This window comes from Nostoc sp. CCY0012 (assembly GCF_963920855.1).
Classification (GTDB): Bacteria; Cyanobacteriota; Cyanobacteriia; order Cyanobacteriales; family Nostocaceae; genus Cyanocohniella.
This window is the reverse complement of record NZ_CAWUDM010000099.1, coordinates 1-21010: the sequence shown is the minus strand read 5'-3', so window position 1 is coordinate 21010 and position 21010 is coordinate 1. Positions and strand designations below refer to the sequence as shown.

21 protein-coding genes are annotated in these 21010 nt (G+C 42.3%); 12 read left to right on the top strand and 9 right to left on the bottom strand.

Translation table 11 applies throughout. The annotated features are described in order from the left end of the window. Positions 1 to 286 precede the first annotated feature (286 nt). On the bottom strand, positions 287 to 802 hold the full coding sequence (locus ACM0OS_RS22680) for a CAP domain-containing protein (RefSeq protein WP_414545448.1): 516 nt from the start codon (positions 800 to 802) through the stop codon (positions 287 to 289). A gap of 99 nt (positions 803 to 901) precedes the next feature. Then, a complete protein-coding gene (trpB, locus tag ACM0OS_RS22675) occupies positions 902 to 2143 on the bottom strand; it encodes a tryptophan synthase subunit beta (protein ID WP_414545447.1) in 1242 nt (413 codons plus the stop codon). A gap of 117 nt (positions 2144 to 2260) precedes the next feature. Between trpB and ACM0OS_RS22670 the strand changes: the two genes are divergently transcribed. Together ACM0OS_RS22670 and ACM0OS_RS22665 are read left to right on the top strand one after the other, a co-directional pair. Beyond that, positions 2261 to 2602: a translation initiation factor gene (locus ACM0OS_RS22670; RefSeq protein ID WP_414545446.1), complete on the top strand. Its 342-nt coding sequence runs from the start codon at positions 2261 to 2263 to the stop codon at positions 2600 to 2602. Between the two features lie 240 nt (positions 2603 to 2842). Then, complete coding sequence (locus ACM0OS_RS22665; protein WP_414545445.1) at positions 2843 to 3001, top strand: YqaE/Pmp3 family membrane protein; 159 nt, start codon at positions 2843 to 2845, stop codon at positions 2999 to 3001. A gap of 44 nt (positions 3002 to 3045) precedes the next feature. Here the strand turns inward: ACM0OS_RS22665 and ACM0OS_RS22660 are convergent, their stop codons facing one another. Together ACM0OS_RS22660 and ACM0OS_RS22655 are read right to left on the bottom strand one after the other, a co-directional pair. Further along, the gene (locus tag ACM0OS_RS22660; RefSeq protein WP_414545444.1) at positions 3046 to 3480 is read right to left on the bottom strand and encodes a type II toxin-antitoxin system VapC family toxin; all 435 of its coding nucleotides are present in this window, start codon (positions 3478 to 3480) and stop codon (positions 3046 to 3048) included. 8 nt (positions 3481 to 3488) lie between these two features. Then, positions 3489 to 3788 (bottom strand): hypothetical protein, encoded by a 300-nt coding sequence (locus tag ACM0OS_RS22655; RefSeq protein ID WP_414545443.1) that lies wholly within the window; start codon positions 3786 to 3788, stop codon positions 3489 to 3491. A 219-nt stretch (positions 3789 to 4007) separates the two neighbouring features. Between ACM0OS_RS22655 and clpB the strand changes: the two genes are divergently transcribed. From clpB to psbM, 6 genes are all read left to right on the top strand, one after another. Next, on the top strand, positions 4008 to 6626 hold the full coding sequence (gene clpB, locus ACM0OS_RS22650) for an ATP-dependent chaperone ClpB (protein ID WP_414545442.1): 2619 nt from the start codon (positions 4008 to 4010) through the stop codon (positions 6624 to 6626). Positions 6627 to 6763: 137 nt separating this feature from the next. Next, positions 6764 to 8230, top strand: a complete 1467-nt coding sequence (locus ACM0OS_RS22645; protein ID WP_414545441.1) for a protein kinase domain-containing protein — start codon at positions 6764 to 6766, stop codon at positions 8228 to 8230. Between the two features lie 82 nt (positions 8231 to 8312). Further along, entirely contained in the window at positions 8313 to 9440 is a 1128-nt protein-coding gene (gene tgt / locus ACM0OS_RS22640) for a tRNA guanosine(34) transglycosylase Tgt (RefSeq protein WP_414545440.1), read from the top strand. A 126-nt stretch (positions 9441 to 9566) separates the two neighbouring features. Next, positions 9567 to 9704 (top strand): photosystem II reaction center protein K, encoded by a 138-nt coding sequence (locus ACM0OS_RS22635; protein WP_010995059.1) that lies wholly within the window; start codon positions 9567 to 9569, stop codon positions 9702 to 9704. 187 nt (positions 9705 to 9891) lie between these two features. Next, entirely contained in the window at positions 9892 to 10188 is a 297-nt protein-coding gene (locus tag ACM0OS_RS22630; RefSeq protein WP_414545439.1) for a 2Fe-2S iron-sulfur cluster-binding protein, read from the top strand. A 96-nt stretch (positions 10189 to 10284) separates the two neighbouring features. After that, a complete protein-coding gene (psbM, locus tag ACM0OS_RS22625) occupies positions 10285 to 10401 on the top strand; it encodes a photosystem II reaction center protein PsbM (protein ID WP_006195024.1) in 117 nt (38 codons plus the stop codon). A gap of 80 nt (positions 10402 to 10481) precedes the next feature. Here the strand turns inward: psbM and ACM0OS_RS22620 are convergent, their stop codons facing one another. After that, positions 10482 to 11333 (bottom strand): universal stress protein, encoded by an 852-nt coding sequence (locus tag ACM0OS_RS22620; RefSeq protein WP_414545438.1) that lies wholly within the window; start codon positions 11331 to 11333, stop codon positions 10482 to 10484. Between the two features lie 297 nt (positions 11334 to 11630). Then, positions 11631 to 11921, bottom strand: coding sequence for a hypothetical protein (locus ACM0OS_RS22615; RefSeq protein WP_414545437.1), 291 nt, complete (start codon positions 11919 to 11921; stop codon positions 11631 to 11633). 481 nt (positions 11922 to 12402) lie between these two features. Between ACM0OS_RS22615 and ACM0OS_RS22610 the strand changes: the two genes are divergently transcribed. The 3 genes from ACM0OS_RS22610 to ACM0OS_RS22600 are packed head-to-tail and all read left to right on the top strand — an operon-like array spanning position 12403 to position 13502. Beyond that, entirely contained in the window at positions 12403 to 12615 is a 213-nt protein-coding gene (locus ACM0OS_RS22610) for a DUF2997 domain-containing protein (RefSeq protein ID WP_414545436.1), read from the top strand. Between the two features lie 39 nt (positions 12616 to 12654). Then, positions 12655 to 13041, top strand: a complete 387-nt coding sequence (locus ACM0OS_RS22605) for a DUF1257 domain-containing protein (RefSeq protein ID WP_414545435.1) — start codon at positions 12655 to 12657, stop codon at positions 13039 to 13041. After that, positions 13041 to 13502 carry a ferredoxin gene (locus tag ACM0OS_RS22600; RefSeq protein WP_414545434.1) on the top strand — a complete coding sequence of 154 codons (462 nt, stop codon included), beginning with the start codon at positions 13041 to 13043 and terminating at the stop codon, positions 13500 to 13502. Before ACM0OS_RS22605 ends, ACM0OS_RS22600 begins: the two co-directional genes overlap by 1 nt. Before the next feature lie 226 nt (positions 13503 to 13728). Here ACM0OS_RS22600 and ACM0OS_RS22595 read toward each other — a convergent pair whose 3' ends face one another. Continuing rightward, a complete protein-coding gene (locus ACM0OS_RS22595; RefSeq protein WP_414545433.1) occupies positions 13729 to 14013 on the bottom strand; it encodes a YiaA/YiaB family inner membrane protein in 285 nt (94 codons plus the stop codon). A gap of 236 nt (positions 14014 to 14249) precedes the next feature. On the opposite strand from ACM0OS_RS22595, the gene ACM0OS_RS22590 reads away from it, so the two are divergent. Then, positions 14250 to 17762 carry a COR domain-containing protein gene (locus ACM0OS_RS22590; protein ID WP_414545432.1) on the top strand — a complete coding sequence of 1171 codons (3513 nt, stop codon included), beginning with the start codon at positions 14250 to 14252 and terminating at the stop codon, positions 17760 to 17762. 154 nt (positions 17763 to 17916) lie between these two features. Here ACM0OS_RS22590 and ACM0OS_RS22585 read toward each other — a convergent pair whose 3' ends face one another. Both ACM0OS_RS22585 and ftsH2 read right to left on the bottom strand, forming a co-directional pair. Further along, complete coding sequence (locus ACM0OS_RS22585) at positions 17917 to 18378, bottom strand: DUF29 domain-containing protein (RefSeq protein WP_414545431.1); 462 nt, start codon at positions 18376 to 18378, stop codon at positions 17917 to 17919. Positions 18379 to 18584: 206 nt separating this feature from the next. Next, a complete protein-coding gene (ftsH2, locus tag ACM0OS_RS22580) occupies positions 18585 to 20471 on the bottom strand; it encodes an ATP-dependent zinc metalloprotease FtsH2 (RefSeq protein WP_414545430.1) in 1887 nt (628 codons plus the stop codon). Positions 20472 to 21010: the final 539 nt, after the last annotated feature.

Genomic DNA, 21010 nt, shown 5'->3' with positions numbered 1-21010 from the left:
GGCCAGGGGGCAGGGGGCAGGGGAGAAAAACTACCCACAATTCTACTCGGCTTTAAACCTGATCTTTTGGTAAAAGAGGGACTGGGGATCGGGGTTACGGTGTACACACAAGTCTGAAAATTACACCACACACTTGGTTTGGTTTTCTCACTCCCAAAGCCTGTCATTGCCAGGAGGAACGACGTAGCTATCGCTTATGGATAGCGCTTGTGTGTACACCGTAGTACAAGGTAAGGGAGAGAATTAAAACACCAGTATCAGAGAAAATCCTATTCTTTTGCTAAACCTAAAGCTTCTGAAAAATTTGCGTAAAGTAAATTTCACCCCGGCTATTGCTAGCAACACCAATTCCCGTCACGTTATAGTTACCCTTGATATTGGCAAGATGTCCAGAACTCTTTAACCACCCTTCGACAGCTTTGGTGGCGGGGTCACTAAATCCCCGGTTATAAGCGACATTCTCCGCAGCAGCTATGTAGTTGAGACGGGTAGCTTTAATACGTTCTGAAAATCCGCTATGTCCAAATGAGACTACTCCACTGGCCATGTTCTGACTGTGAATTTTAGCTTGATTGTTGATAGCAGAATTACGCGTTAGTAACGGGAGCTTTTTCGAGGCTCTGTAATCATTAATTTGTTTGAAAACAGATGCTTCCAGAGCAGTAATATTGATGGTACTAGATTGTGCAACCAAGAGGCGATCGCTTGATAAAGAGGTTGGACTGGGCGCAGAAATAGCGATCGCCCCACTAGCGAAAACCAGAGTACCGACGGTGATGCTAGCAATAGTGTTTTGGATCATAGTAGATTCCATGATGAACAGATGTGATCAAGTTATCCTTCGCCACTTTAGTTCATCATCTGGATAAATCACAATTTCACTACTGCTATTTCAGTATGTTTACTCTGTTATTAAAAATTTAGCTACAGTCTGTACATCCTTATCACCGCGTCCAGAACAGTTAATCACAATGCGAGGACTGTCACTGAGTTGGGGACACAAAGTTTCAAGATAGGCGATCGCATGGGCAGTTTCCAAAGCCGGGATAATTCCCTCTAATCGAGATAATCTCTGGAAGGCTGCTAAAGCTTCGGCATCGGTGACACTGTAGTATTCGGCGCGTCCCATATCCTTCAAATAGCTATGTTCTGGCCCCACACCTGGATAATCTAAACCTGCACTAATGGAATGCGCTTCAATAATTTGTCCCTCGGCATCTTGCAGCAAATAACTCATGGCTCCGTGCAATACACCAATCTGTCCTTTTGTCAAGGTTGCAGCGTGTTTTTCTGTATTTACACCTTCGCCGGCTGCTTCTACACCAATTAACCGGATAGATGACTCATGAACAAACTCATGAAACAAGCCCATTGCATTGGAACCACCACCCACACAAGCCAAAAGAATATCAGGTAAACCGCCCCACTTTTCTAATGCTTGGGCGCGGGTTTCTTGCCCAATCACAGCATGGAAATCGCGTACCATCATCGGGTAAGGATGGGGGCCAGCCACAGAACCTAAGATGTAGTGCGTGGTTTCAACATTGGTCACCCAATCCCGAATGGCCTCAGATGTAGCATCCTTGAGGGTTCCCGTTCCCGCCTCTACCGGACAGACTTCTGCCCCCATCAAGCGCATTCTGAAGACATTTAAGGCTTGACGTTCCATATCGTGAACGCCCATGTAAATTACACATTCTAAGCCAAACCGAGCGCAAACCGTCGCCGTCGCCACGCCATGTTGTCCAGCACCTGTTTCGGCAATTACCCGTTGCTTACCCATGCGCTTCGCCAACAACACTTGACCTAAAGCATTATTGATTTTGTGAGCGCCTGTGTGATTCAAGTCTTCACGCTTTAAGTAAATTTGCGCCCCTGTACCATCTGGTCTGGCATAATGAGCGGTAAGGCGTTCGGCAAAATATAACGGTGTTGCCCGTCCTACATAGTCTCTCAGTAGCTGTTGTAGTTCAGCTTGAAAGCTGGGGTCATGACGGTATTGCTGATAAGCTGCTTCTAATTCAGCAAGAGCAGGCATCAGTGTTTCCGGGACATACTTACCGCCAAAGCGTCCAAAGCGTCCTTGGATGTCGGGAACCTGAATATTTGAGGGGAAATTTGGAGAAAGGGGTGTGGTAGTCACGGAAAGTTTTTGATGACTGGACGAACATCATTATTATAAATATAAAAGCATAGTGGAAAGTGCCAGATCCTGGAATAGATTAGTTGCCATCTCTGATTTTTTCGTATCAAACGTTTTATGTCTTCTTCTAAATCTTCTAACAAAGGCTTTGTCTACCGCGAATTTGGTAACGACAACTCTGCGGCTACAGAAAGAGGGATTCCTGAACTACCGCCGCAGCAACAAAATTTGAAGGTGCAAGCTTCCCGCAAAGGACGCAAAGGTAAAACTGTGACTGTGGTTAGCGGTTTTCAAACCAAACCAGAAGTTTTGGCGGATTTAGTCAAACAGTTGAAAACTCAATGCGGTACGGGTGGCACTGTAAAAGATAATGAAATTGAAATTCAAGGCGATCATAAACAGAAAATTTTGGATATTTTGGTTAAGTTGGGTTACAAAGCCAAAATTAGTGGCGGCTGATGGGTGCGGTTTACCACATTTCTAGTGTTTTATTGAGTTATGCAGTAAATGTTATTCTTGAATAGGTAGCAATATTTGTCGTCATGACAAACTGCCAGGGACGCGAAGAGCGCTCAGTAAGCAAGAGCAAGTTTTACATTGGCGTAACTTCAGCCCCAGGATAATAATTTAGAAATGTTGGTTTTCAGGGGAAAAAATAATTAAAAAGCTACGTTTGTTTGATATTTACAGGAGGTTTTTATGGATTTAGTTCGGATTTTATGTGCTATTTTTGTGCCACCCTTAGGTGTGTTTTTACAAGTAGGTTTTGGTGCAGATTTTTGGATTAATATCCTGTTAACTTTGTTGGGTTATATCCCAGGTGTGGTTCACGCAGTGTGGATCATTGCCAAGAAATAATGTTTGGGGAGGTGGGTATGTGGGACTACCTCTCTCTACTGGCATTAGTATACATCTGTGGGGTGAACAGTGGTAATTTCAGGGTAACGGGCAAAGTCACTAGTATTGAATGTCAGAATGTGGGTTACCCCATGAACAATCATGGCAGCAGCCAAGCGTGCATCATGCACCTTCACACCCGACACCCGATAATCTACAACTAAACGTCGCCACTCAGTGTGAATATCTGCATTATCAGGCAGAAAATAGAAGTAACGCTCTATCACTTGCGCTCTTTGATCTGTCTCTTCAATTGATAAGCCGAAACCGCTCCTTGCTGTTGTCGGACGCGTACATACATTCCAAAATTCTCCCATAATTTGTGAGGTATAACAGACTGTTTCTTCGCTGTTTAGTAAGAAATATATAGCGTCACGAACGAGAATGTGATTGGGATCTGAGGGAGAGATGAAGCGTAATAAGATGTTTGTATCTGCCATGAACAGCATCAGTCATGATTCCCATAGATGCTGTCACGCGTAAAGGCTTCGGGTGGTAAAACTGGTATTTGTTCTGTTAGTTGAGCTAATAATTTCATGTCTGCTTCCCATTGTTTAGGGTCGAAAGGACATTTAGCATCATTTTTAATTAATGTATCTTTCTTTGTAGATGAAGTACCCCAAATATCCCTCTCAATTAAATCACGAATGTATGCCGATCTATCGCTTCCTTGGTGGCGTATTCGCTCATCAATAAGTTTTAGTAGAGGTTCGCTGATTCCAGTCACCTCAATTTTGTGATTGTCCATAATTTTTATGCCGATAAAGCTAGAAATATTGTTACATGGTGTTGCCAACCGACGCTCTACCTGTCCACACTCTCCAAAAACGGGCGATAATACTACTCTATAAAGACGTGAAGACCGATCCAGGTAGGTCTACCCCTCTTCTTACAATAACCATATCAAAACAAAATTGACTCTTGTTCTCTGTGCGCCTCATATTTGGAGTGGTTTCTCGAACAGCCTATGCAACCCACTAATCCTAACCAATTTACCGAAAAAGCCTGGGAAGCGATCGCCCATACCCCAGAGATTGCTAAACAATATCAACAACAGCAAATCGAAAGCGAACACCTGATGAAAGCGCTGCTGGAACAAGAAGGTCTATCTAGCAGTATTTTGACGAAAGCGGGTGTGGATTTGCAAAAAGTCCGCGATCGCACTGATCAATTTTTCCGTCGTCAGCCGAAAGTATCTGGTAGCAGCACGTCTGTTTACTTGGGACGCAGCTTAGATACACTATTAGATCGGTCAGAGGCATATCGTAAGGAATTTAAAGACGAATATATCTCCATTGAACATTTGTTACTGGGTTATGCCAAAGATGACCGTTTTGGTAAAAGTTTATTCCAAGAATTTGGTTTAGACGAAGGCAAGCTCAAAAATATTATTAAGCAAATTCGTGGGAGTCAAAAAGTGACCGACCAAAATCCAGAAGGCAAATACCAATCACTGGAAAAATATGGGCGTGACCTCACAGAAGCCGCACGTCAAGGTCAACTAGATCCAGTCATTGGCCGGGATGATGAAATTCGTCGCACCATTCAAATTCTCTCGCGCCGTACCAAGAATAACCCTGTACTAATTGGGGAACCAGGTGTAGGTAAAACTGCCATCGCCGAGGGTTTAGCACAACGGATTATCGCTGGTGATGTCCCCCAATCCTTGAAAGATCGCAAGTTAATCTCCCTAGATATGGGTGCTTTAATTGCTGGGGCGAAATTCCGGGGTGAATTTGAAGAACGCCTCAAAGCAGTATTAAAAGAAGTTACAGAATCCGGCGGTAGTATAGTTTTATTTATTGATGAGATTCATACCGTAGTTGGTGCTGGTGCTACCCAAGGGGCGATGGATGCCGGCAATTTATTAAAACCCATGTTGGCGCGGGGCGAATTGCGGTGTATTGGGGCGACAACTTTAGATGAATATCGCAAGTATATAGAAAAAGACGCGGCACTAGAAAGACGCTTCCAGCAAGTATATGTAGACCAGCCCAGTGTAGAAGATACAATTTCCATTTTGCGCGGGTTGAAAGAACGCTATGAAGTCCACCACGGGGTGAAAATTTCTGATAGTTCTTTAGTTGCAGCCGCCACATTATCTAGTAGATATATCAGCGATCGCTTCTTACCAGATAAAGCCATTGACTTGGTAGACGAAGCCGCCGCCAGGCTGAAAATGGAGATTACCTCCAAACCAGAAGAACTAGACGAAATCGACCGCAAGATTTTGCAATTGGAAATGGAGAAGCTGTCTTTGCAAAAAGAAACTGATGCAGCTTCTAGAGAACGTTTAGAAAGAATTGAAAAAGAACTGGCTGACCTCAAGGAAGAACAAAGAACTCTCAATGCTCAATGGCAGTCGGAAAAAGATATCATCAATAAAATTCAGTCCATCAAAGAAGAAATTGACCGGGTTAACTTAGAAATTCAGCAATCAGAAAGAAACTACGACCTCAACCGCGCGGCTGAGTTGAAATATGGCAAGTTAACTAGTTTGCATCGCCAATTGGAAACCGCCGAAAACGAATTAGCCAACGCCCAAAAAACTGGTAAATCTCTATTGCGTGAGGAAGTCACAGAAGCTGACATTGCCGAAATTATTTCTAAGTGGACAGGGATTCCCATTAGTAAGTTGGTGGAATCAGAAAAAGAAAAACTGCTGCATTTAGAAGACGAACTACATAATCGCGTCATTGGACAAGCCGAAGCCGTGACAGCTGTAGCCGATGCAATTCAGCGATCGCGTGCTGGATTAGCTGATCCCAATCGTCCCACTGCTAGCTTTATTTTCTTGGGGCCCACAGGTGTCGGTAAAACCGAATTAGCCAAAGCACTGGCGGCGTATATGTTCGACACTGAGGAAGCTTTGGTGCGAATTGATATGTCTGAATATATGGAGAAACACGCAGTTTCCCGATTAATCGGCGCACCTCCAGGATATGTCGGTTACGAAGAAGGCGGACAATTAACCGAAGCCATTCGTCGTCGTCCCTATGCAGTTATTCTGTTCGACGAAATCGAAAAAGCACATCCCGACGTATTTAATATCTTCCTGCAAATTCTTGATGATGGTCGCGTCACCGATGCCCAAGGTCATACAGTGGACTTCAAAAACGCCATTATTATCATGACCAGTAACATCGGTTCACAGTACATTCTCGATGTCGCCGGAGAAGCCAACCATTACGACGAAATGCGCCGCCGAGTCATGGAAGCAATGCGAAATAGCTTCCGTCCAGAGTTCCTTAACCGCATTGACGAAATTATTATCTTCCACGGCTTAGACAAAAAAGAACTGCGGCAAATTGTACTGTTACAAGTAGAGAGACTCAGAGGCAGATTAAGCGATCGCAAGATGTCTCTCAAACTTTCTGATGCTGCTCTTGACTTTTTGGCAGAAGTAGGGTATGACCCTGTATATGGTGCGCGTCCATTAAAGCGAGCAATTCAGCGAGAATTAGAAACGCAAATTGCCAAAGCCATCTTACGCGGTGAATTTAACGACGGTGATACCATCGTTGTCGATGTGCAAAATGAGCGGCTTTCCTTCGGTCGTGTATCGATGGAGGTGTTTAGTAGTTAGAGGTTAGGGGCTAGGGGTTAGGGGCTAGAGAATTAGTCAAAAATATCTCTCTCCATCGTCCTATCCCCACACCCAGATACCGAATGTATCCCTCGGAAGCTACAATACATCTGTTAACTTGCTAGGCGATCGCCCTTATGTTGGGTCATTTACTAGACGGACGCTATAAAATTATTCAAGCTTTAGGTACTGGTGGTTTTAGTCAAACATACATAGCTGAAGACACCAAACTTTACAATACGACTTGTGTTGTTAAACAACTCAAGCCACAATCAACTGACCCTGGGACTCTGCGGTTAGCTAGACGGTTATTTGATACAGAATCCCGGTTACTACACACATTAGGGAACCACGAGCAAATACCGCAACTACTAGCTCATTTTGAAGAAAATCAGGAATTTTATTTAGTTCAGCAATTTATTGCCGGGCATCCTTTAAGCCGCGAACTCACACCAGGTAAACATTGGCATGAAGGTTATGTGATTAACCTGTTGCAGCATATCCTCCAACCTTTAGTTTTTGTCCATGAAAATAATGTCATTCACCGAGATATTAAGCCCCCTAACTTAATTCGCCGCCACCGTGATGGACAAATCGTCCTCATCGATTTTGGGGCAGTTAAACAAATTAGCACTCAGTTGGTGAGTCCTCAAGGACAAACAAGAATTACTGTCAGTATTGGCACACCAGGTTATATGCCTAGCGAACAAAGCCGAGGTAGTCCCAGATTCAGCAGCGATATTTATGCTGTAGGCATGATTGGCATTCAAGCTTTGACAGGGTTAATGCCTGAAGATATCCCAGAAGATACCCACAGCGCGGAAATGATTTGGCGTGATCTAGCACCTGTAAATCCACAATTGGCAGATGTTTTAGATAAAATGGTGCGCTACGACTTTCGCCAGCGATACAAATCAGCAGCAGAAGCTTTAACGGCGGTGCAAGCTTTGGCTGATCCTTTCGTACTCAGGCAATATTCAAAAACTCAAACATACAAACCGCAGCTTCATTCGAGTCAGCTTCAAGCCACATCATACGAATTATCGTCTTTTATTGCACCCCGGCATAGTTCAGCCGTTTCCCTGCTACCAAAGAAATTAATTCCTACTATCAGACCACTGACATCAATTCAACTCCCCAAAATGCTGCAATTGGGCTTTTATTCTCAGTGGTTGATCGCCAATGTTTTTGGTTACGCTGGGGGCTTTTTTTTGGGTTTTAATGTTGTTGCGATAAGCGTAGCTATGCCCTTCGGGCTTATCGCAGGTAATTTGGCGGCTGTTTGTTTTTGGGGATTAGCTGTGGGAGTCAAGCAATGGTTTGTACTGCGCCGACAGGTTTCCTTTCCGGTTTGTTTGTGGATATTAGTAACTACTTTGGCTTTTATCATTCCTTTTTACTTGGTGGGGTTAAACAACTGGATACAATTCGCTGCTGTACACGGATTAATTGTTGGTTTCGGGCAATGGTTGGTACTGCGGCCATTTGTTCCTAAGTCTAGTTGGTGGATATTAACTAATGTTTTAGGTGGTTGGTTTGGTGGGATTATTTCTGGCATAGTATTACTTTGGTTGTTGCCCAAACCAAGAAATATCAATAATTAATCTCAAATTGCCACCCTGAAGGCGTTTGAGAAAATGGACGCAAGTATTGCTTATAATCTAGCTAAATAGAGTTAATCTTACCTTGAGTGCCAACTTTTCTTTTCAATCCCTAGCTCGATGTAGCCAGACAAAAGCCAGGGCTGGGGTATTTTACACCCCTCACGGCCCCGTGGAAACCCCAAGGTTTATGCCTGTGGGGACACTAGCCAACGTCAAAACTATCACCCCAGACCAACTTAAAGCCACTGGCGCACAGATGGTCTTATCTAATACTTATCATCTCCACTTGCAGCCAGGGGAAGCTATTGTGGCTGGCGGCGGTGGGTTACACAAATTCATGGGCTGGAATGGGCCAATGCTCACTGATTCTGGTGGGTTTCAGGTTTTCAGCTTAAGCGAAATGCGAAAAATCACGGAAGATGGTGTAACTTTTCGTTCGCCCCATGATGGACAAGTTATTCATTTAACGCCTGAACGCTCCATTGAGATTCAAAATACTTTAGGGGCAGATGTGATCATGGCGTTTGATGAATGTCCCCCTTACCCAGCTAGCCGCCAAGATGTAGAAGCAGCCACTGAGAGAACTTATCGCTGGCTAGAACGCTGCATAACTTTTCATCAACGTAGCGATCAGGCTTTGTTTGGCATTGTTCAAGGAGGCGTATATTTAGATTTACGCGCCCAAGCCGCCCAAGCTTTAGCTAAATTGGATTTACCAGGATATGCCATTGGTGGTGTGAGTGTGGGAGAACCGCCAGAACTCATGGCGGAAATTGTGCGAACTACAGCACCTCTATTACCACCCGACAAGCCACGTTATTTGATGGGTGTGGGAACTTATCGAGAAATGGCCATTGCGATCGCCTCTGGTGTAGATTTATTTGATTGTGTGATTCCTACCCGTTGGGCGCGACATGGTACGGCAATTGTCCAGGGAGAACGGTGGAATTTAAAGAATGCTAAGTTTCGTGAAGATTTTACCCCCTTAGATGAAACTTGCCCTTGTTATGCTTGTCAAAATTTTAGCCGTGCTTACATATCTCATTTAGTGCGATCGCAGGAAATTCTAGCCTACACATTATTGAGTATTCACAACATTACCGAACTAATTCGTTTTACCCAAAAGATTCGTGAAGCAATATTAAGTGATTCCTTTGCTGAAAAATTTGGTCACTGGCTCAACTCACCAGAAACAGGGACTGAGGACTAGGGAAAGAATTTTTCCATCCCAAAAGATTAAATACCCAGTACTCAATCTCCAATTCCCAATACCCAAACCATGTTAAGATACATCTCAATTATGAATACTGTGTTGGATCGGTGGATTTAAAAGAACATGGAAGCAGCATTGTTGTTAGCAAAATTGCCTGAAGCTTATCAAATTTTCGACCCCTTGGTGGATGTTCTCCCAATTATTCCTGTCTTCTTTTTGTTGCTAGCTTTTGTATGGCAAGCAGCAGTTGGATTTAGATAAGTTAATTCATGATCAATTACTAGGGCAGGTATTTTACCTGTCCTATTTTTTGAGAATTATTTTTTAAAACTTGATATTTATTAATATTTTGTAATAACCTACCATAAGTTCAGTAGGATGGGTATAGAACCTATCCACAAATCCGCCTTTCCAGCTACATCTAAAGTCAAAGAGGAATCAATCTGCTATGGGTAACATCAAATTTGTCAAAGAAGATAAAGAAGTAATTGCGGCGGATGGGGCTAATCTTCGACTCAAGGCCATGCAAAATGACATTGATATATATAAATTCATTGGCAAGATGACCAATTGTAACGGCAATGGTCAATGTGGTACTTGTATTGTCGAGATAGTTGAAGGAATGGAAAATCTTTCCCCGCGGACAGATGTAGAAAACCGCAAATTTCAGAAAAAACCTGATAATTATCGCCTAGCTTGTCAAACCTTAGTCAATGGGCCAGTTAGCGTAGTCACAAAGCCCTAGCTAAGAAAGTAAAAGAAATTGGATGAACACAGGCATCGATAATGCTATTCTAAAGTTGTTGACTGGAAAATAAAATTAAAGAGAGGCTTTCTTGCTATGCAAGTGAATGAGCTAGGGTTCGTAGCGAGCATTCTGTTCGTATTAGTTCCCGCTGTGTTTTTAATAGTTCTTTACATCCAAACTGCTAGCCGTGAAGGTGGAAAAGATTCTTGACATTTGTGCATAAAATGAAAAACCCCAACACCATTGGTGCAGGGGTTTTTTGTTGACCAACCGCAAAACTCATTGTGATGTTAAACTGCTGTCCGCGCCAACAAAACCGGACAAGTAGCATTAACTCGAACATAGTCAGACAAAGAAGCGCCTATGAGTCTGTCTATATCGACAAAACTCTTAGCCACCGATGGCCGACGGTCTGGAGATCCGAGTAATAATAAGTCTGTATTTAATTCTTCTGCTAGACGACAGATTTCTTCACCTGGTTTACCGCTACTGGTAAAACAACGTGTTTGGACACCGTACTTTTGTGCTTCCGCAACCGCAGATCCCAAAGCTGAACTTTTGTCGGGGACAATTTCCGTAACTTCAGATGTTTTACCACGCAAATCTGTAGTTACATTAGTCAAAATTAACTGACCACCTGGAATATCTCGTAACAAGAACAAAGCCAAACTTAAGCAGTGTTTTGCCGAATCAGAGTTATCCATCGCCACCATAACACGCTTAATTTTCTTGACATAAATGTCATCTTTTACCAGCAGCATGGGACGGGAAGACAGTTGAAAAACATACTGACTAACTGAGTTAGATAAAATCGATTGTAGACGCTTAAGTCCACGTGAACCCATAATAATTAAGTCAGCATCTATTTCATCTGCCACTTGACAAACTACATCCTTGGGATCACCTTGTCGCAAAATTGAAGAAACCTGACTGGGATCTAAATTCAGAGACTGAATAGCATTAGCCAGGATTTTGCCACCTTCTTCCCATTTATCTGTCATAGCCGCCGCAGTACTTTGGGCAGAGACAACATGCAAAACTGTCACTTTTGCAGATTGGATAGATGGCACTTCTTTTAAGGTTTTGAGCATTTCTTCTGCATGTCCCAAGCCAGAAACCGCTAGCAAAATTTTTTCAATCATTGTTACTTCTTGTGGTTAAGGTTGCTTTGGTGTTTGCTCTTATTACTTGGCTCAGTTGAAGTTTCCAACGCCTGGCTCAATAACCTAGTTCCTAAGTCGGTTACAAATAAATTTTTAATCATTAGCTATTAGCACTCGAACACATGACAAATAATTAATGATTATTTAGTTTTTTGCACCTATTTATCCAAACTTTGAACTAGGCTCCAACGATTAAGCATACTCTTAATCTAGCCTAATAAACTTCATAAATTATTATGTTAGTTATTATTTTTAATCTATATTTATTTTTTTTAATTAGAAAAAAGTTAAGTATTGCAACGAATTTTCATAAAAAAGTGAACCTATAGATCCTCTAAAATTAAGCAAATTTTTCATCTTTTTAAATTTATCTAGATTATTTATATTTTTGCTCCCAGAAAACCCTTTTTTAACTAAGTAAGTTGGTGAGAAAAAATCAATAATGTATATGAAGGAATGTAAATTATTCGTAGGGACTGTTGTCGCCCAGCGCAAGGCACCATCAATATATTTGTTGTCTTCCCTCTGCTCTCTGCTCCCTACTCCTCTTCCCTGGGATGAGGTCAAAAATTAGATTTGCATGATATTTAATTCATGTTCCTCAGGCGATCGCACCAATAAAACTCAATAAAATCAATAAAATAATCCTTTGGGGGGATACTACTTAGCATTGAATCTAAACTATGGCAAGAATAGTATAAGTTCAATAGTAATGATAAATTTTTTCAATAAAACGTATATTTTTGTAAATCACCTAGCTAGCTATACTACTGCTAGCGCTTGTTTTTCGGCATTTTAATGCTTACTTTGCCCAATTAATCATCAACTTGACTAATCGATGAGGTTAAGAGAAACTAACTAATAACTGACGTATGTGCTTATAATACTAATAAATTTTGTAAAGATTCTGAGATATATATTTCGAGGGATGGAACATTAGTTAACAAATGACAAGTTTATATCTAAGTAACAATGTTCCGAAGGCTATATATGTAGCCTGCTGCTAAGGCAGTACAATTCAAGCGTACTATCGTGGTTGGCCAAAAGCATGGAGACATTAGAGTTCATAATTTATCCAGACGGTCGGGTACAAGAGAAAGTCACTGGCATTGTGGGTAATTCTTGCGCTGAGGTTACAGCAGCAATAGAGGCACAGCTGGGACAAGTACTCAGTCATGAGCCAACCTCGGAATTTTTTGCTGCTCAGGTGCAGCAGCAGTCTGCTGTGGCAAATACGCAAGCCACTTACAGCGATTGGTAAGTTTTCTCAAAAGTTTAGCGTCATTTACTAACAACCGCCATGTCACACTTTAGCCAAATTAAGACTCAAATCCGTAACCTTGACTCTTTAAAAGATGCTCTGACTGAGTTGGGCATAGACTGGAAACCAGGCCCCAGGGAAGTACGCGGCTACCGCGGCCAAACTCATCCTGCGGAAGTAACTATTGAACAGGAAAACGGCTATGACATCGGTTTTAGATGGAATGGCAAGGAATATGAATTGGTAGCTGATTTGCAATATTGGCAACAAGGCTTGTCTGTAGACGGGTTCTTACGCCAAGTAACACAGCGCTATGCTTACCAAACAGTTGTCAAAGAAACTGCACGTGTCGGTTTTCAAGTAGCTGAACAACAAAAAAATCAAGATGGTTCGATTCGCCTGGTAGTACAACGCTGGAGTGCGTAATGGCTGATTTTCTGCCGTCGCCGGATGAACAAGCAGACGACAATCGTTCCGGTTTAGAACCAGAGTTAGGTGGTTTTTTACGAGATGACCCAGAACGCTCTGGTTTAGAACCGGAATTGGGCGGTGTGGTGCGTCAAAAGGGTGTTTACGTTGACGAAATCACCTGTATTGGCTGTTTACACTGCGCTCACGTTGCGCGTAATACCTTCTACATTGAACCAGATTATGGGCGATCGCGCGTGATTCGCCAAGATGGGGATGGAGAAGAACTAATCCAAGAAGCGATAGATACTTGTCCAGTTGATTGCATTCATTGGGTTGATTACACCGAACTGAAAAAGTTAGAAGAAGAGCGCAAATATCAGGTTATCCCTGTTGTGGGTTACCCTGTAGAACAAGCTGTTGCTGCTGCTGAACGGCGACGTAAAAAACGCAAGTTAAAGAGCAAAAAATCCCTTTAATAAAAAAGTTCAATATACAAAGTAGAGGACTGGTAACACCAGTCCTTTATTATTTTCTAGAGCGGTAAAACTTGCTAGAGGTAGGTTGGAAGCATAGTAAACTCGTTTGATATTTTCTAAGACGCATACGTAATTAAGCCTTTAGTCTCACCTCTCCAGTTAGTTTTGCCGTTCTAGATTATTTTTATTTTTATTTTTATTGCGAATTGCGAATTGTTTTTGTTTTTCATTTGAAATTGAGTGGATCATGCTGGGAAAGCAACTTTTCTACTTTCGCTTCATCAATTCTCGCGGTTAATCTTTTGGTTTCATGTAAGTCTCTAGTGGTTTTTGCCAATGTGAAACTTGAGCCAATAGAAAATGCCAAACCCATACCCATGAATCCTTTGACCCAGTTATCAACAGGTAAGTTGACAATGCCGAAAGTGGTCATCGATATAGAGAATAAAAAAGCAGCCCATGTTTGAATAATCCACGCTGCACTGTCTTTTGCTGGATTAATTGTTTGCATATTTTTTTACCTAAAATTAAGTGCTTTAATGTGATTCTATTCATTAATAGTTTTACTGGTATAAATAATCTGGCCAGTTTATTAACTGGACTCAAATTACACCTTGCACTTACAGCAAGTCTTAACTTTTTTTACTCAGCACTTACTATTGATACAAGTTACATTATTAATTAGCTAAATTTCTCTACTGCGTGTCTAAGCAGCAACTCATAGTCAGATTTATATAAAAAAACTAAATGAATCAAGAAGAACTGCTGCAAATTATTGCACAAGCTGCCAGAGATAAGGTAACAAAATTAAACCTTTATGACAAAGGCTTAACAACACTGCCACCGGAAATTGGACAACTTACCAACCTGCGATCGCTCGACCTCAGCGGTAATCAACTGAGCAGTCTGCCACCAGAAATTGTCCAACTCATCAACCTGCAAGCGCTCGACCTCAGAGGTCATCAAATGAGGAGTCTGCCACCGGAAATTGTCCAACTAGTCAACCTGCGATCGCTCTACCTCAGCTTCAATCAACTGAGCAGTCTGCCAAAAGAAATTGGACAACTCATCAACCTGCGATCGCTTGACCTCTCCAGTAATCAACTGAGGAGTCTGCCAAAAGAAATTGGACAACTCACCAACCTGCGATCACTCGACCTCAGAGGTAATCAACTGAGGAGTCTGCCAGCGGAAATTGTCCAACTCACCAACCTGCAATCGCTCCACCTTAGCGGTAATAAACTGAGCAGTCTGCCAGTGAAAATTGGCCAACTCACCAACCTGCAAACTCTAGATATCAGGGTTAATGAACTGAGCAGTCTGCCAAAAGAAATTGGACAACTCATCAACCTGCAATCGCTCGACCTCTCCAGTAATCAACTGAGCAGTCTGCCACCAGAAATTGTTCAACTCACCAACCTGCAAACCCTAGATATCAGGGTTAATGAACTGAGCAGTCTGCCAAAAGAAATTGGACAACTCATCAACCTGCAATCGCTCGACCTCTCCAGTAATCAACTGAGCAGTCTGCCACCAGAAATTGTTCAACTCACCAACCTGCAATCGCTCAAACTATTCAACAATGAACTGAGCAGTCTGCCACCAGAAATTGTCCAACTCACCAACCTGCAATCGCTCGACCTCTTCAGTAATCAACTGAGCAGTCTGCCACCAGAAATTGTCCAATTCACCAACCTGCAATCGCTCCACCTCGGCGGCAATCAACTGAGCAGTCTGCCAAAAGAAATTGGACAACTCATCAACCTGCAATCGCTCCACCTCGGCGGCAATCAACTGAGCAGTCTGCCACCAGAAATTGTCCAACTCACCAACCTGCAATCGCTCCACCTCAGCTTCAATCAACTGAGCAGTCTACCAGCGGAAATTGTCCAACTCATCAACCTGCAATCGCTTGACCTCAGCTTCAATCAACTGAGCAGTCTGCCAAAAGAAATTGTCCAACTCACCAACCTGCAATCGCTCGACCTCAAAAAGAATCAACTGAGCAGTCTGCCACCGGAAATTCAGCAACTACCAAACCTAACAGAACTGGATCTTCGTATGAATCCAGTCCCGATTCCACCTGAAATTTTGGGGACAAAACAATTATACGGAGATATTGGTGATGTAAACGAAATCCTCGATTTCTATTTCCGGGTGCAAGATCCAACCGAAACCGAACCTATTTACGAAGTTAAGTTCTTAATTGTTGGTGAAGGGGGAGCAGGTAAAACCTCTTTAGCCAAGAAAATCAAAGACGAAACTTACCAACTCGAATCAGATGAAAAATCAACCGAGGGTATTGAGGTTATCCGTTGGCACTTTACACAATCTAATGGCGAAGACTTTCGTGTGAATATCTGGGATTTCGGCGGACAGGAAATCTATCATCAAACCCATCAATTTTTCCTGAGTAAGCGTTCCCTTTATGTCTTGGTCGCTGATACCCGCAAAGAAAACACTGATTTTTACTGGTGGCTGAACGTTGTTGAACTCCTCAGCGATAATAGTCCGGTGATTATCATCAAAAATGAAAAACAAGAGCGTCAATATGAAGTCAATGAACGCCAGTTACGTGGAGAGTTCACCAATCTCAAAGAAGTTTTGACTACTAACTTAGCTACTAATCGCGGTTTAGCAGAAATTAAAGACGCGATTCAACTTTACATTAGCAGACTTCCCCATGTAGGCACACCGCTACCAAAACTCTGGGTGAGAGTCAGAGCAGCATTAGAAAACTATTCCCGCAATTACATCAGCCTGGAAGAATATTGCCGTCTTTGCCGAGTGAATAATTTAACAGACCGCACAGATATGCTGCGTTTAAGTAGTTATTTACACGACCTCGGTATTTGTCTCCACTTCCAAGATGATGCCACACTCAAACACTACGTCATCCTCAAACCCGAATGGGGAACCACTGCGGTTTACAAAGTTTTAGATAATGATACTGTCAAGCAAAACCTGGGTTGTTTTACACGGAATGACCTCGAAAATATTTGGCAAGATGGCGAATATGCCCAAATGCGAGATGAACTGCTGCAATTAATGATGCGGTTCAAACTATGCTACGAAATTCCTAGTCTTCCTGGTACTTACATCGCGCCGCAATTGCTTTCCATTGAACAACCTGACTATAACTGGGACGATACCAACAATCTGATTTTGCGCTACAGCTATGACTTCATGCCTAAAGGTATCCTCACCCGTTTTATTGTTGAAACACACCCTTGGATTGAACAACAAAAACTCGTGTGGAAAACAGGTGTTATTCTCCACAAAAACCAAACCCGTGCTGAAGTTATAGAAAACTACAATCAACGAGAAATCAAAATTCGTGTTACTGGTAGCCGTAAAAAAGAATTAATGGCAGTCGTTACCCATGAGCTAGAGAAAATTCACAGTTCTTATGAACGTTTGCAATATCAAACTTTTGTTCCTTGTAACTGCGATATTTGTAAAAACTTGCTGATTCCTCATTTTTATTCTCTGGAATCACTCAATAAACGCTTTAATGCTCGTCGTTATCAAGTTGAATGTGAAAACAGCTATGAAATGGTAGACGTTCGCAGATTAATTGATGATGTTTTGTATTCATCTGAGCGAGAATATAGAGAAGATAGCCCCCAAGTAACAAAGTTACAAAGCGAATTAGAACAAGAGAGAAACAAATTTTTTGCACATCAGCCAAAAGATAATCCTCAAAAGGAGGTTTTTATCTCCTATACCCTACGGGATAACCACAGCGAAACCGTGGTAGAACAAATAGAGCAAGCATTTAAAGCGCAAGATATTAAAATTATTCGTGATAAAAATGCCGTTGCTTATAAAGAAAATTTTAAAGCATTTATGCAGCGATTAAGCAGGGCGAAATGTGTGATTATAGTCATCAGTAATGAGTATTTAAAATCAGAAAACTGTATGTATGAATTAGTGGAAATTGCCAAAAATGGTGAATTTGGTAAGCGCATTTTCCCCATTATTCTAAATGACGCTGCTATTTATAAACCTATTGATCGACTTCATTATGTCAAATATTGGGAAGACAAAACTCAAGAATTTGAGGCTGCATTAAAAGGCGTATCTGCGGCTAATCTAAATGGTTTTAGGGATGACATTGACTTGTACACAGAAATTCGCCAATACTTACCACGACTAGCTAATACTCTTAAAGATATGAATACACTGACTTCCAAAATTCATACTGAATCAGAATTTGAGGTATTATTGCAGGCGATCGCCCAGCGTTTATCTGAGTGAAATTAATTGAACAGCAGGTATGGGCAAGAGAACAAGAAAATTTAGGGATTGCGAAAAAACGGCGACAACGGGAAACACAAGACGAGGTTTTCCAGATATAGGCTTCTTTGGGTTGCGCTGAACTTAACCCAACCTTGTATATTGAGGTGTTCAACTACTCAGATAGAAAATCTTGCTGCAAGCATTCATCAGCAGTAAAAGGAGATTTCACAGGAAAGGTATCAAGTGGTAAATCGGTTTCTAAGGCTGCTTGTTGACGTGCATCTTGATAACATTCTTCAAAGGTTTCGGAAAAGTAGTTTTTTAAACTTGGACTATCTTGCAAATTTTTATTTAATCGGCGCCGATGCTCAAATATAGTCGAAAGCCAACTATTGGTGCGTTTTTCTGGCTGATATTTATGTTTTAGTAAGTGCATTAATAACATAACTAAATTGCTCTCTAATGCTCTTTTTTCACTTCTCCCCATGCATTCAATTTCTTCGATGAGATTGGCTAAATCAACTTCGGCAAATTTGCCTGCTTTTAGTTGTTGTGCTGTCGTTTCTAGCCATAGATAAAAATCTTGGTCGTAAAGTTGGGAATTTATCGAGACTTTTGGTTGAGGTACTGTCATCTAATTTTTTCAACCTACCAAAATTTAACCTACGTTAAATGTAAGATAATTTTTTGTTGATAGCGAGAACTTTATCGCTCTCTCGCCAAATTTTAAAGGGCCAGTAACGTTGTGTGTAAATAAAAATGAGGATGCGGTAAGACATCCTCAGTTGATTGATTATTTGTTAGTGAATTTCCAGACGGTAGCCCGGAAAAAATCAAATATTACAGTTGGGGCGCATACTGTGCTTTTTCAGGCACTTCAGCGTATTCAGCGACAATTTGACGAAATTCTTCGCCGTCAATGGTTTCTTTTTCGATGAGCAAATCGACTAAGCGATCGCAGGCGGTACGATGATCACGCATAATTTTCTTAGCGTTCTCATAGCACTCTTCCACGATTTCGCGGACTTGACCATCGATACGGGCGGCAATGGATTCTGAGTAATCAGATTTACTCATCCAGTCACGACCCAAGAATACTTCTGCCTGTTGGCTTTCTAGCGACAGCGGCCCTAAGTTGGACATCCCGAATCGGGTCACCATTTGTCTTGCCATTGCCGATAGCTGTTGTAAGTCTCCACCAGCACCAGTAGTTACTTCAGCCGGGCCAAATACCACTTCTTCAGCGGCGCGACCGCCCAACGCACCAGTAATTCTGGCTTTGAGTTGAGAACGAGAAATTAATCCTTGTTCTTCGTTGGGAGTAAACCAAGTTAAACCTTGGGCTTGTCCTCGTGGAATTAGAGTCACTTTTTGTACGGGGTCATGGTTTTTTAACAATGTCCCAACCAAAGCGTGTCCTATTTCATGGTAAGCAATCAAGCGCTTACTCTTGCTATCTACCAAAGGAGTACCTTCCATACCCGCCACTACCCGGTCTACCGCATCATCAATTTCCCGGAGAGTTATGGCGTCTTTGCGTCGTCTAGCGGTAAGAATAGCTGCTTCGTTGAGTAAGTTAGCTAAATCAGCACCGGTAAAACCAGGAGTCCGGCGAGCGATCGCTTCCAAAGATACACTGGTATCAAGCTTCTTATTGCGCGCATGAACTTGTAAAACTTCCAAGCGTCCTTTGATATCTGGTGCATCAACAGTTACTTGGCGGTCAAAACGACCGGGACGTAACAATGCTGAGTCGAGTACATCGGGGCGGTTGGTAGCAGCGATAATAATAATACCTGTGTTACCTTCAAACCCGTCCATTTCGGTGAGCAACTGGTTTAGGGTTTGTTCCCGTTCATCGTTACCGCCACCGATACCAGCACCCCTTTGTCGACCTACAGCGTCAATTTCATCGATGAAGATGATACAAGGAGCGTTATCTTTAGCTTTTTTGAACAAATCACGGACGCGGGATGCACCCACACCCACAAACATTTCCACAAATTCGGAACCGGAAATGCTGAAGAAAGGCACGCCAGCTTCCCCGGCGATAGCTTTTGCCAGTAAAGTTTTACCAGTTCCCGGAGGCCCAATTAACAGCACCCCTTTAGGAATACGTGCGCCTACAGCAGTAAATCTTTCTGGCTGTTTGAGGAAGGTAACAACTTCTTGCAGTTCTTCTTTAGCTTCTTCAATACCTGCTACGTCGTCAAACTTGACTCCAGTTTTTGCCTCCATTTGGAAGCGCGCCTTAGATTTGCCAAAGTTCATCGCTTGTCCTGGCCCACCGGGAAGGTTGCTAGAACGACGGAATAAAAAGAACAATCCAGTAATCAATAAAATTGGAAAAATGAGATTCCCCAATAATCCCCAGATAGCGCCATCATTACGCATGGGGTGGGCATCAAAACTAATGTGTTTTTCTTTGAGCTTGCTAATTAACTCAGGAGAATTAATCGGCAAATCTACCCGCCAGCGCTGAGAACGGTTTTCAATATCTTGATCGCGGGCTTCGACAATTGCCGTTCTCCCGCCTTCATAAAGATCCACACTGGTGACACGGTTAGCGTCCAAGTATTCTAAAAAGCGGCCATAAGTCATGCGGGTATTGGCTGCATTTCTACTCATATCAGCAGGAGCGCCAGCAAAGGCCCCTTGCCAGAAGAAAAAGCCAATTACCAGAGCCGGCAATGTCCAGAGTACTAAGACTCTCCAGGAGAATTTCATTTTAATTTGCCTCTAGATGCCAATACAATTAACAATCTCTCTCTAGTAACCGATGTTTATCACCTTGTTACTAGATTAAATTTGCAACGGACGTTTATAAATCCATTTTGTTTAATTTGATCTTTGATCGTGAATCACCCTGTAGCCGATAAAGCATTACGGCGATACCAACAAGAATCTTAATTAAAGTTAACTTAATTTTAATACAACATTGCACAATAAGAGAAGGTACAAGCAGACGGCAACACAAGCCAAATTCCTGCAATAACTATTCCCACGTCATTGCAGCATTTTTGGATCATATAAAAAAATTCTGAGTGAGGAGGTAAAATATCCACCTGATATCCCAGTCCCCAATCCCCGCTCTTGATTTTTGACCAAAAGATAAGGTTTAAAGCCGAGTGAAATTGTGGGCTATAGCTCCCTTGCTCTCTTGGTTGTACTCCTTCCTATGGAGAAGCAAGCTACGCGCAGCATCTCGTAGAAAAGCCCCATTCCTTGTGGGTAGTTTTTCTCCCCTGCCCCCTGCCCCCCTGCTT

What these genes read in the sequence shown, in the direction of transcription:
- ACM0OS_RS22680 (WP_414545448.1), bottom strand. Translation starts at nt 802, where the DNA reads ATGATCCAAAACACTATTGCTAGCATCACCGTCGGTACTCTGGTTTTC.
- ACM0OS_RS22670 (WP_414545446.1), top strand. Translation starts at nt 2,261, where the DNA reads ATGTCTTCTTCTAAATCTTCTAACAAAGGCTTTGTCTACCGCGAATTT.
- ACM0OS_RS22665 (WP_414545445.1), top strand. Translation starts at nt 2,843, where the DNA reads ATGGATTTAGTTCGGATTTTATGTGCTATTTTTGTGCCACCCTTAGGT.
- ACM0OS_RS22660 (WP_414545444.1), bottom strand. Translation starts at nt 3,480, where the DNA reads ATGGCAGATACAAACATCTTATTACGCTTCATCTCTCCCTCAGATCCC.
- ACM0OS_RS22655 (WP_414545443.1), bottom strand. Translation starts at nt 3,788, where the DNA reads ATGGACAATCACAAAATTGAGGTGACTGGAATCAGCGAACCTCTACTA.
- clpB (WP_414545442.1), top strand. Translation starts at nt 4,008, where the DNA reads ATGCAACCCACTAATCCTAACCAATTTACCGAAAAAGCCTGGGAAGCG.
- ACM0OS_RS22645 (WP_414545441.1), top strand. Translation starts at nt 6,764, where the DNA reads ATGTTGGGTCATTTACTAGACGGACGCTATAAAATTATTCAAGCTTTA.
- ACM0OS_RS22635 (WP_010995059.1), top strand. Translation starts at nt 9,567, where the DNA reads ATGGAAGCAGCATTGTTGTTAGCAAAATTGCCTGAAGCTTATCAAATT.
- ACM0OS_RS22630 (WP_414545439.1), top strand. Translation starts at nt 9,892, where the DNA reads ATGGGTAACATCAAATTTGTCAAAGAAGATAAAGAAGTAATTGCGGCG.
- psbM (WP_006195024.1), top strand. Translation starts at nt 10,285, where the DNA reads ATGCAAGTGAATGAGCTAGGGTTCGTAGCGAGCATTCTGTTCGTATTA.
- ACM0OS_RS22620 (WP_414545438.1), bottom strand. Translation starts at nt 11,333, where the DNA reads ATGATTGAAAAAATTTTGCTAGCGGTTTCTGGCTTGGGACATGCAGAA.
- ACM0OS_RS22610 (WP_414545436.1), top strand. Translation starts at nt 12,403, where the DNA reads ATGGAGACATTAGAGTTCATAATTTATCCAGACGGTCGGGTACAAGAG.
- ACM0OS_RS22605 (WP_414545435.1), top strand. Translation starts at nt 12,655, where the DNA reads ATGTCACACTTTAGCCAAATTAAGACTCAAATCCGTAACCTTGACTCT.
- ACM0OS_RS22600 (WP_414545434.1), top strand. Translation starts at nt 13,041, where the DNA reads ATGGCTGATTTTCTGCCGTCGCCGGATGAACAAGCAGACGACAATCGT.
- ACM0OS_RS22595 (WP_414545433.1), bottom strand. Translation starts at nt 14,013, where the DNA reads ATGCAAACAATTAATCCAGCAAAAGACAGTGCAGCGTGGATTATTCAA.
- ACM0OS_RS22590 (WP_414545432.1), top strand. Translation starts at nt 14,250, where the DNA reads ATGAATCAAGAAGAACTGCTGCAAATTATTGCACAAGCTGCCAGAGAT.
- ACM0OS_RS22585 (WP_414545431.1), bottom strand. Translation starts at nt 18,378, where the DNA reads ATGACAGTACCTCAACCAAAAGTCTCGATAAATTCCCAACTTTACGAC.
- ftsH2 (WP_414545430.1), bottom strand. Translation starts at nt 20,471, where the DNA reads ATGAAATTCTCCTGGAGAGTCTTAGTACTCTGGACATTGCCGGCTCTG.